Below are 9,543 nucleotides of genomic sequence, written 5' to 3' on the forward strand. Positions count from 1 at the left end.
TCTCCCCCCTTCAGCTCTTATAGATCGCTTCAAATTTGCAGCTGTCGAAGCAAATTCCGCATTTGATGCACAGCTGCGGATCGATGACATGCGGCTCTTTCATCTCGCCCGAGATCGCTTCCGCCGGGCACTTCCGGGCACAAAGGGTACAGCCGCGGCATTTCTCCGGATCGATCGTGTACGTAATCAGCGAGCGGCAAACGCCGGCAGGACATTTCTTGTCGACCACATGGGCGATATATTCCTCGCGAAAATACTTCAGCGTGGACAGCACCGGATTCGGCGCCGTCTGGCCGAGCCCGCACAGCGAAGCCGCCTTAATTTGCTCAGACAGGTCCTCTAGCGCATTCAGGTCCTCCATCGTTCCTTTGCCTTCCGTGATTTTCTCCAAAATCTCCAGCAGGCGTTTGGTCCCGATCCGGCAAGGCGCGCATTTCCCGCACGATTCGTCACGCGTAAAGTCGAGGTAATACCGGGCCACGTCGACCATACACGTCTCTTCGTCCATCACGAGCATGCCGCCCGAGCCCATCATCGACCCCAAGCTGAGCAGCGTATCGTAATCGATCGGCCGATCGAGATGCTCGCTCGTTAAGCAGCCGCCGGACGGCCCCCCGGTCTGCACCGCTTTAAACGCTTTGCCGCCGGGAATCCCGCCGCCGATTTCGTAGATCACATCGCGCAGTGTAATCCCCATCGGCACCTCCACCAGCCCGGTGTTGACGACTTTGCCACCCAAGGCGAAGACCTTGGTGCCTTTACTCTTTTCCGTCCCGATGCTCGCATACCACGAAGCGCCCTTGAGCATAATGATCGGCACGTTAGCCAGCGTCTCCACATTATTGATCACCGTCGGCTGCCCCCATAACCCGCTGACGGCCGGGAACGGCGGTTTCGGGTTCGGCATGCCGCGCTTGCCTTCGACGGAGTTCATCAGCGCCGTCTCTTCCCCGCAGACAAACGCCCCAGCTCCCAGACGGACGCTGATATCAAAGGAGAAGCCGGTGCCAAACAAATCCTCGCCCAGCAGCCCGTAATCCCGGGCCTGCTTAATCGCCGCCTGCACCCGGCGCACGGCGATCGGATATTCCGCCCGTACGTAGATGAAGCCGTGATTCGCTCCGATGGCGTAGCCGGCGATCGCCATGCCTTCCAGTACAGAGTGCGGATCGCCCTCCAGGATCGAGCGGTCCATAAACGCGCCCGGGTCGCCCTCGTCGGCGTTGCAAATCATGTATTTTGGCCCCGTCTGCTGCTTCGCCGCCGTCTCCCACTTGATTCCGGTCGGGAACCCGCCGCCCCCGCGTCCGCGAAGGCCTGCTTCCTTCACCTCGGCGACAACCTGCGCCGGCTCCATCGTCGTCAGGACCTTATGCAACGCTTTATACCCATTCATGGCGATATATTCGTCAATGTCCTCCGGATCGATCGTCCCGCAGTTACGCAGCGCGATCCGTTGCTGTTTGCGGAAGAAGTCGACCTCATGCAGCGGCTTGATCCGCCCGTCCTTCTCCAGCGACTGTCGGTAGACGAGGCGATCGACGATTTTGCCCTGAAGCAGGTGCTTGTCGACGATCTCCGCTACGTCCTTCACCTTCACCCGGTTGTAGAATACCTCCTCCGGGTAAATGATCACGACCGGCCCCAGCTCGCACAGCCCAAAGCAGCCCGTCCGGACAATCTCGATTTTGTCCTGAATCCCTTGGCTGGCCACCGCTTGCTCAAAGGCTTCCGCAATGAACATCGAGTCCGAGGAGGTACAGCCTGTGCCGCCGCAAATCATGACAGAACGCTCGGCAACGCCCCCTTCAACAGCCTCGACCTTGCCCAGCTTACGGCGGACCAGCCGGCTAAGCTGCGACGTTCGAATGCCCTCGAGATCCAACAACGTTTTCATCGTTCCACCATCCCTTCTAATGCGTCTGTACAGGTGTGCGCATCTGCTTCAGTATTTTCGGTATCTCGTTTGGCGTCAGCCGGCCATGCACTTTCTCCCCAATGGTCATGACCGGCGCTAAACCGCAAGCCCCCAGACACCGGGTCGCATCCAGCGTGAATTTCCCGTCGGCCGTCGTCCCTTGGACCGGAACGTTCAGCTCCTGGCTCAAGCGATCCAGCACCCCTTGCGCGCCCTTAATGTAACAAGCCGTCCCCATGCAGACGCGGATGATATGCTCTCCCTTGGGCTCCAGCGAGAAAAAAGAGTAGAACGTCGCCACCCCGTAAATCTCAGCCATCGACATTCCCAGCTCCCGCGAAACGATCTGCAGCGCTTCCTCCGGCAGATAGCCATACAAATCCTGAATTTCGTGGAGCACCGGGATCAGCGCGCCCGGCAGCTGGCGAAACTGATCGATGATTTCCCCCACCCGGTGCAGCCGCTCCTCATCCTTCGCACAACGGCAAGTCTCTTCCATCTTCGCTTTCTCTCCCTTCATCGTCCGAATGCTGACCTTAAAGCAGCGGACTTTCGTGCTTCAGCTTGAGCCGTTCCCAACGCCGGTTGACCTCTTCCTCGAAGGCATCCAGCAGTTCCTGGTCATGCAGCATGTGCTTCGTTTTACCCATCAGCTTCAACCATTCCTGCGGCGAGATCCGCTTGTTTTTCGCCTCCGGATTGTAGGTGATGTTCGTCACGCCATGCTCGACTTCGTACAATGGGAAGAAGCAGGAGTCTACTGCCGTTTTCAGGATTTTCGTACCGAGCTGATCCTCAGACCGCCAGTTGAGCGGACAGGTACTAAGCATTTTTCCGTAAACCAAGCCTTCATGTTGTGCGTACCACTGCGCTTTGGCCGCCTTCATAATCAGGTCCTGCGGGAAAGCTTCCGCCCCGGTAAACACGTACGGGATATTCGTCGCCGCCATGATCTGCGGAGTATCCTTGTGATGGAACGCTTTCCCCTTCTGCGCCTTGCCTACGCCGGACGTGCTGGTCTGATGCCCCAGCGGCGTGGAGTAGGAGAGCTGTGAGCCGGTGTTCATGTACCCTTCGTTGTCGTATTCCAAAATAATCATCTTGTGGTTCCGCAGCGCCGAGCCAATCGCCGGCCCCATGCCGATGTCCATCCCGCCGTCACCGGTCACCATGATGAAGGTCACGTTATCCGAAACGTCGATCTCCCCGCGGCGCTTCCGCTCCCAGAATGCCTCAACGACACCGGCTACAGTGGCAGCCCCGTTCTGGAACAGGTTGTGGATGAACGTTTGCTTATGCGAGGTATAAGGATAGCCAGCTGTCACGACGTACGAGCAGCCGGTCTGGAACAACGTAACGACATCGCCTTCAATCCCTTTGAAAAACAGCTCCAACGAAGAGATCGCGCTGCAGCCCGGACATGCCCCATGGCCCGGCGCCAGCCGCTTCGGCTTCGCCGTCAGGCTGCGCAGCGGCGGCAGCTTCACCTTCAGCTTGCCGGTTGCCTCATCCGGCGTTACTTGAATCAGCCCGCTGTTAAAGGCATCGCCGTACTGCGGCGTCAAGATCGGTTTGAGCTCGTGCACCGGATCCCCGGGCACCTGCCCAAAATAATCGAACGGCACCGCAGCTTCGCCTTGGTTCATCGCCTCAATGGCCAGGTTAAAGAACGCTTCCGCTTCATCCGGATAGAAGTCTTTACCGCCCAGGCCAAACACGCGGGACAAGACGATCGTTTGGTTCGCCGGGTCCAGCTTCAGCGCGGAGCGGATTTCATGCGTCATATTGCCGCCTTTGCCGCCGTAGGAATCGGCGCGTTCCCCCACCAGCAGCGCTTTGACGCCCCGCAGCGCGGTGCGGATCTCCTTCGCCGGGAAAGGCCGGATGACGTTCGGCCGAATGAGCCCCGCTTTAATCCCCTGACCCCGCAGCTTATCCACGATGATCTTGGCCGTTTCCGCCGCCGAGTTCAGCAGAAATAAAGCGACCTCCGCATCCTCCATTTGATACAATTCGAGCACCGGGTAATCGCGTCCCGAAATCGCCTTATATTCGGCAGCGATTTGTTGATACACTTCGGCTGCCCGCTCCTGAGCCAGGTGCAGCTGGTAGTGGTTATTCAATAGGTCATCGCCGTTCATATGCGCGCCAACCGAGATCGGCCGCGACGGATCGACTACGTTATCAAATCCGACCGGCGGCGTTTCACCTACGAACGCCCGGACCGTCTTGGCGTCCTTGAAATAACTTAACTTCCGTTTCTGATGAGACGTGAAGAACCCGTCATAGGCAACGATCACTGGCAGACGAACCTCTGGATGCTCCGACCACTTCAGCGCCATGATGTTCATGTCGTATGCCGCTTGCGGGGTGCTCGCCGTCAGGATCAACCAGCCGGTGTTCAGCGCGAAATACAAATCGGAGTGGTCGCCGCGAATATCCAGCGGACCGCTGATCGCGCGCGTGACCAGGTTCAGCACCATCGGGAACCGCGTCCCGGACTGCACCGGCAGCTGTTCGATCATGTACATGAACCCGTTGGCGCTGGTCGCATTGATCACCCGAGCCCCAGCGAGTGCTGCCCCGTAACAGATCCCCGCCGAGCCATGCTCCCCATCCGCTGCAATCAGCTGGATATCATGCAGGCCTTGCGACTTCTTCTGGTCCAGTATTTGCGCGATCTCCGTGGACGGCGTGATCGGAAAATACCCCATCACATGGTAATTGATCTGAGCCGCCGCCATGGCTGCCGCTTCATTGCCTGACTCGAAGGCCGTCGTTTGTTCCGCCAGCGTCATTTTCGTGATTTTCTCTTCGGTTATAGACATCGATAAAGTCCTCCTTTAGGCTCTTCTGCGAGTTCAAAATACCTTGACCTTGGAAAAAAACCTCTACTGAAAGACGTGAGCGACGCGGTGGCTGTCGGCATATCCGGGTTCCTCCCGACGCATGCTAAGCGCCCCCGTTGGGCAGATTTCCACGCATTTCAGGCAACCTTTGCAATATTGGTAGTCGATTCCGCTCAAGAACATTTGCGGGCGCCCCTTCTTGTCCTCCCCAGCTTCCCACACGAAGCAAAGATCGGGACAAACCGAGTCGCAGTTAGCACAATGGATGCAGCTGTCCGTATCCAGCTCCGGCACAAAACCCTGTCGGGAGCCGCTCAAATCCTTCAGCAGGCTGTTGCCCTGCGCCCGGATAATGCCGCCCGGCGCCTGCGTCTTATAGCCGAGCAGCGGCTGCGGCCGTTCGAATTGTATCCCTTGTACCCCCTCGGGAGCCGGGATCGTCTGGAAGCGCACCTCATGATACCCCCGGTCGAACGTACGCAGATTGGGCTCCACCAAGTGCGGGTATTTTTTCTGGAATGTATGCTGAATCACTTCGCGCATCGAATCTGGATCCAAAAAATCGCATATCCGGAACAACGCCCCCAGCATCGAGGTGTTCACCTTCGTATGCTCGTCAATGGCAATCCCCATCGCGTCCACCACAGCGAGCGTCCCGTAAGGGAACATCAGGTCGCGCCGAATTTCCTCAAAATCGCGGGTTGAGTTCACCAACACGATTCCGTCCGGCTTCAAGCCGCTTAGGACATTGACCGTCTTGTGCAGCGCTTCATGGAACACGCCGATGACGTGGGGTTCCTCGATTGGGCTGTGGTCATGGATCTCCACGTCCGGCTCGCAAAAGCGGATAAAGCTCTTCACCGGGGAGCCCTTCTTCTCCGAACCATAAGACGAGAAGCTTGCTCCATTTAGGCCGAGCCCAAGCACCCCGGATTCCGCCAGCATCTTCCCGGCCAGGTTGGCGCCGAGCCCGCCGATAGATTCCAGCCGAATTTCAAAAAAGCCAAGGTCATTGGTTTTGGTCAATATGCTCATTCGCCATGTCTCCTCTACGTTTTTTGTGAAATAATTCACGAATAATAACGAAATAAAAATGCCTCATCTCTTGACTCAACCGACTTCTGTGCAACGATGACTAAGCATGACGGCGGCTTGCCAGCGCCTTCAGGCTGTCCCCCCTTCCCATATCTACGGAAAAGCCCGCGGCTTCAATCCGGAGCTCAAGGCAATGCCTGCACTGGGCGGATTCATCACCCGTGCAGATTTTGTTGTTGTACAAAGCGTATTTCTTGCGGACGGCAACGGGTGACAGATTGGGCATGACCACATTGGCCCCGGCCTTCAGCGCCAACTCCCTTCCTTCCGGGTGTAACGTACCAAGCGCGGTTGTCGCGGGAATTAAGGCTTCGGGAAGGAACAGGCGGGCCAGCGCGACCATAACCAGTGTATCCTCCAGCGATCCGGCCTTCGCATTGCCAAGCGGGGTCTGATCATGGGGAATAAACGGGCCAATGCCAATCATGTCTGGGTTTAGCGTTTGGAGATAGTTCAAGTCCTCCGCTAAATCCTCCGCGGTCTGGCCGGGCAACCCGACCATAAAGCCTGCACCAACTTGATAGCCGATCGACTGCAGCGTCTCCAAACATTGGCGCCGGTGATCAAAGGACATCGAAGGATGCAGCGCCTGGTACAACCTTCGGGAAGCGGTTTCATGACGCATCAAAAAGCGATCCGCCCCCGCTTCATACAGCAATCGGTAGGTTTCCGCCTCCCGCTCGCCGATGGATAAGGTGATGGCCGCATCCGGAAACTCCGCTTTGATCTCCCGGATTAAGGCAGCCAGCAGATCGGCCGTATACCAGGGATCCTCCCCGCTTTGGAGCACAAACGTGCGGAAGCCCAGCTCGTATCCTTCCCGGCAGCATTCGAGAATCTCCTCCGGGCTGAGCCGATAACGCTCCGCTTCGCGATTCCCGGCCCGCAGTCCGCAATACAAGCAGTTCCGCCGGCAGTAGCTTGAAAATTCAATCAAACCGCGCATATACACCTTGTCCCCGTAAGCCTGCTCCCGCCTTAGACGGGCCAATCGGAAGAGCTCCTTGCGCGTTTCGACATCCATATGCTCCAGTAGATCGACGAGCTCCTCCTTGGAGAGCTCTCCCCGCGCATAGAGCTTGTGCACGAGCTGTTTCATCAGGCAATCATCCTTTGGATAGACTGGATTATGGACCTTGGTATACCCCATGGCTGTCGTGAAAAACGATGAACGAAATAGTTGTGAATATTTTCACTTTGTAAGCGTTTTAAATTATCTTCATTGATTGGATCACCCCGGTTTCTGAATAGTGAGCTGCAGCCTGAACGACGATAGGATCTGTTGTTAAGTTGGATGGTTACAGCGTCTGTTGGTGGTTTGATGATCCGAAGATGGTTAGTTCGATGGTTCGTTCGATGGAAAGTTGCTTGATCGTTAGGTGCGCTTGTGATTCGTGGATGTGTGCCGTGTGCGCAGCGTCGATGATTTCGACATGAGGTTGATACAAGAGGAGTTTTCTAAGAAGTGCATTTACTATATTACCATGAATTCACAGTTTGGCTAGGACTTTTTTTACACTCTTGTGAGGTAAAAAAAAGAGCATGCCCCGCCCGAAGAAACGGAACATGCTCTGAGCGTCACTATGTCAGGACCAGTCCAGACCGGTCTCTTTGGCGATCGGCTCTTCCTTGATTAAGGTATACATCGAAGCAGCTTCATCCTTACGAGTCGTTTCGACCAGACGTTCGACGCGCACGGTCACCAGCTTCTGGCCGAATTGAACCGTAATTTCGTCGCCCACCTTCACCGTACTGCTCGGTTTGGATTCGCGCCCGTTGATCAGAACTCTGCCTTGTTCGGAGACGTCCTTCGCCACGGTGCGCCGCTTGATCAGCCGCGATACCTTCAGGAATTTATCGAGACGCATTATTTTACAGCTTCTTTAAGTTTGTTGCCCGCTTTGAATGCCGGAACTGTGGAAGCTGGGATTTCGATTGTTTTGCCGGTTTGCGGGTTGCGGCCCGTACGACCGGAGCGTTTGCGAGTTTCGAATGTACCGAAGCCGATCAGTTGAACTTTGTCGCCGCTAGCAAGTGCATCGGTAATTTCGCCGAGAAAACCATTCAATACGGATTCAACGTCTTTTTTCGTCAAACCGCTTTTGCTGGAAATGTTGTTGATCAGATCTGTTTTGTTCATTAATAATGCCTCCCAATAATTAAAGAAATAGGTGATACCTTGGCACTATAGGCTTCAGGCCTGCCTTCAAGCCTACCCAGCGCCAGATGGTTATCTTTGTATGAGTATTCTTGCTTGATTTGAAAAATCCTGCACTCTCAGGGAACTTTTTTTGCTTTTTTCGCAAAAAAACTGAAATTTAGTCCTTTTCTCCCATCATTCCCGTTCTTTCGACTTAGCTTCGTCCCATAAGGCGTCCATTTCGGCTAATGTGCTGTCGCCAGGTGTTTTGCCCTGTTCGCGAAGCCGTTCCTCGACATAATGGAACCGCTCCGTAAATTTGCGGATCGTCCGCGAGAGGGCTTGCTCCGGATCAACTCCGATGTACCGGGCAGCATTCACCACCGAGAACAGCACGTCGCCAAGCTCCAGCTCCTGTGACTCAGGATCTTGCTTCTGCGCGACGGCTTCCCTCAGCTCGCGGATCTCTTCCTCCAGCTTAGACCATACCCCGTCGATGTCCTCCCAGTCGAATCCGGCCTTGGCCGCCTTCTTCTGAAGCTTGTACGCCTTCATCAAAGCCGGCAAATCGCGCGGCACCCCGCTGATGACTGATTGGCGCTCCGGCTGGATGCCTTTGCGTTTCTTCTCCTCGGCCTTCATCGCTTCCCAGTTGTTCAGCGCCGCCTCGGCATCCTCCGCACTCAAATTGCCGAAGACATGCGGATGGCGGTAAATCAGCTTCTCATTTAGCTCCTGGATGACATCATACACCGTAAAAGTGCCGGTCTCCTCCTCCATCTGGGAATGGAGCATGATTTGCAGCAGCAGATCGCCAAGCTCCTCGCGCATGTGGTCGGGATCGTCGTCGTCGATCGTCTCCAGCACCTCGTAGGTTTCTTCGATCAGATTTTTGCGAATCGATTCATGCGTCTGCTCGCGATCCCACGGACATCCACCCGGACTGCGCAAAATCGACACGATCTCATGAAGCCGCTGGAAGCTGCGGTTGCGAAGCGTATCGTCCTCGCTGGCCGGCACATAGACCAGGGACAGGTTCCCGTAGCCGGTCATACGATCCAGTTCAAACAGCGGAACGCGCTCGATCCGCTCCTGGCCCGCCACCCCAAGGGCATGTCCCACAACGACCGGATAATCGTCAGGCAGCAGCTCCATTAACCCCAGCTTGACTTCCGAAGCAGTGATCTGGTCATAAACTTGCCCTATTAACGTATGCCGTCTCGGATCGATCGCTTCCCCCCGGACCTCCGAGGCGTCTAACAGGAGGAACCCTTCGATCGGATCGAAGCCCAGACGAACGAAGGCCTCGTCCAGGAAGCTCTCCCCGCCGATGATATCGAGCGAGATTCCATGCTCCGGACAGCGTTCCCGCAACAGCTTCACCGTCGCTTCGGCAACCAGCGGATGCCCAGGAACAGCGTATACGATATTCTCTCCCTGTCGCCCTGCTTCAGCCCGCGCTAACAGTCTGGAGGCAATCTCCTCATAAACGGAAGGAAAATCGTCCTTCGCTTCATACACCTCGTCGAACGAAGTAAATT

General features: G+C 56.1%; 8 protein-coding genes. All 8 read right to left on the reverse strand.

From position 1 onward, the window contains the following. Positions 1-10: 10 nt before the first annotated feature. On the reverse strand, positions 11-1,897 hold the full coding sequence (nuoF, locus tag POTG_RS18255; protein ID WP_009226333.1) for an NADH-quinone oxidoreductase subunit NuoF: 1,887 nt from the start codon (positions 1,895-1,897) through the stop codon (positions 11-13). A 16-nt stretch (positions 1,898-1,913) separates the two neighbouring features. Then, on the reverse strand, positions 1,914-2,417 hold the full coding sequence (gene nuoE / locus POTG_RS18260; protein WP_036646164.1) for an NADH-quinone oxidoreductase subunit NuoE: 504 nt from the start codon (positions 2,415-2,417) through the stop codon (positions 1,914-1,916). 37 nt (positions 2,418-2,454) lie between these two features. Continuing rightward, positions 2,455-4,746 (reverse strand): thiamine pyrophosphate-dependent enzyme, encoded by a 2,292-nt coding sequence (locus POTG_RS18265; RefSeq protein ID WP_009226335.1) that lies wholly within the window; start codon positions 4,744-4,746, stop codon positions 2,455-2,457. 63 nt (positions 4,747-4,809) lie between these two features. After that, the gene (locus tag POTG_RS18270) at positions 4,810-5,802 is read right to left on the reverse strand and encodes a 2-oxoacid:acceptor oxidoreductase family protein (protein WP_036646166.1); all 993 of its coding nucleotides are present in this window, start codon (positions 5,800-5,802) and stop codon (positions 4,810-4,812) included. Between the two features lie 100 nt (positions 5,803-5,902). Beyond that, on the reverse strand, positions 5,903-6,961 hold the full coding sequence (gene hydE / locus POTG_RS18275) for a [FeFe] hydrogenase H-cluster radical SAM maturase HydE (protein ID WP_009226337.1): 1,059 nt from the start codon (positions 6,959-6,961) through the stop codon (positions 5,903-5,905). A gap of 487 nt (positions 6,962-7,448) precedes the next feature. After that, positions 7,449-7,730, reverse strand: a complete 282-nt coding sequence (locus POTG_RS18280; RefSeq protein ID WP_009226338.1) for an RNA-binding S4 domain-containing protein — start codon at positions 7,728-7,730, stop codon at positions 7,449-7,451. Then, positions 7,730-8,002 carry an HU family DNA-binding protein gene (locus POTG_RS18285; RefSeq protein ID WP_009226339.1) on the reverse strand — a complete coding sequence of 91 codons (273 nt, stop codon included), beginning with the start codon at positions 8,000-8,002 and terminating at the stop codon, positions 7,730-7,732. The genes POTG_RS18280 and POTG_RS18285 overlap by 1 nt, the downstream gene beginning before the upstream one ends. Before the next feature lie 195 nt (positions 8,003-8,197). Continuing rightward, the coding region (gene mazG / locus POTG_RS18290; protein ID WP_083791527.1) for a nucleoside triphosphate pyrophosphohydrolase at positions 8,198-9,543 on the reverse strand (1,346 nt) is incomplete at its 5' end.

The sequence above is a fragment of the Paenibacillus sp. oral taxon 786 str. D14 genome, from assembly GCF_000159955.1.
Taxonomy (GTDB): domain Bacteria; phylum Bacillota; class Bacilli; order Paenibacillales; family Paenibacillaceae; genus Fontibacillus; species Fontibacillus phoenicis.